The sequence below is a fragment of the Corynebacterium sp. c24Ua_83 genome (assembly GCF_039907245.1).
In the GTDB taxonomy this organism is placed as follows: domain Bacteria; phylum Actinomycetota; class Actinomycetes; order Mycobacteriales; family Mycobacteriaceae; genus Corynebacterium.
Genome location: NZ_JASBOI010000044.1, coordinates 1 through 1,433 on the forward strand (window position 1 = coordinate 1; position 1,433 = coordinate 1,433).

Sequence of the window (1,433 nt, forward strand, 5' to 3'; positions counted from 1 at the left end):
GAGGGTGTCAGGAAGTTTGTGTGTGAGGCTCTGATCTCGAAGGAGTTTCACCGATAATGACTACGGTGTCACCGAAGAAAAACCATGACCAGGACAAGGTCAACAAGATCAGCGAGAAGCTGATGGAAAATCCTGAGCTTGCCAGCTTGATCGGCGAGTTATCGACCTCCACCGATGACGCCAGCGACCTGGTCAAAGGCCTGTTGCAGGCCTCGATTAATGCTGGTCTGCAGGCGGAAATGGATGCCCATTTGGGCTACGGTCATTCCGACCGGAAGATGAAGGCCCAGGTTGAATCAGCACAGGGGAGCAACCACCGCAACGGGTCGTACACCAAGACGGTTAACTCTGGTTACGGCACGTTGGAAGTGACTGTACCCAGGGATCGTTGTGGCACGTTTACTCCTCAGATGGTGCCCAAGGGCTCACGTCGGCTGACAGAGCTTGATGACATGATCATCTCGCTGTACGCCGGTGGGATGACAGTGCGTGATATTCAGCACCATCTTGGGTCCACCCTGGGGGTGGATATGAGCCCGGATACGATCAGCACGATTACCGATGCGGTCTTAGACGAGGTCATGCTGTGGCAGAACCGTCAGCTTGATGAGTTCTACCCCGTGATCTTTCTTGATGCGCTCCGGGTGAAAATTCGCGACGGCCACCGTGTAGTCAACAAGGCGTGCTACATGGCGGTGGGCATCGACATGGACGGTATCAAGCACATCCTGGGCTTGTGGATTGCTGATAATGAAGGTGCCGCCTTGTGGGCATCTGTGTGCGCAGATCTTGCCAACCGTGGCGTCAGCGATGTCTTCATCGTCTGCTGTGATGGGCTGAAAGGTCTACCAGAAGCCGTGGAGGCAACCTGGCCAAATTCGATGGTGCAGACCTGCATCGTGCACCTGATCCGGGCGGCGAACCGGTGGGTGTCCTATCAGGACCGAAAACCCGTCTCCAGCGCGTTACGTGAGATCTACACGGCCGCAAACGAAGATACCGCCCGTGCCAGTTTAGATGCGTTCGAGGCCTCTGAACTGGGACAGAAATACCCGCAGTCAGTGAAGGTATGGCGTGATGCGTGGGAACGGTTCGTGCCGTTTCTGCAGTTCCCGCCAGCGGCGCGCAAGGTGTTGTACACCACGAATTCGATCGAGTCGCTTAACGCTGAGCTGCGTAAAGCTACCCGGAACCGGGGCCAGTTCCCGAACGATACAGCGGCACTGAAGACGCTGTGGTTGATGATCTGCAATATCGAAGACAAACGCGCTGCCCAACGCGCGAAGCAAGCCAAGCGCGCCGTGGAGTGCAACGGGTATGTTGAAGGAGCGAAGGCCAATGGCTGGAAACAAGCCATCAACCAACTAGCTGTGGCATACCCAGACCGATTCGCGGAGTACTTGTAAACCAAGCCCCCGCACACAAACAATCGG

The 1,433-nt window shown here is 56.1% G+C and carries 1 protein-coding gene; it reads left to right on the plus strand.

What is annotated here, in order from left to right:
- Window positions 1–56 precede the first annotated feature (56 nt).
- Entirely contained in the window at window positions 57–1,406 is a 1,350-nt protein-coding gene (locus QKE30_RS10745) for an IS256 family transposase (RefSeq protein ID WP_347934775.1), read from the plus strand.
- Window positions 1,407–1,433: the final 27 nt, after the last annotated feature.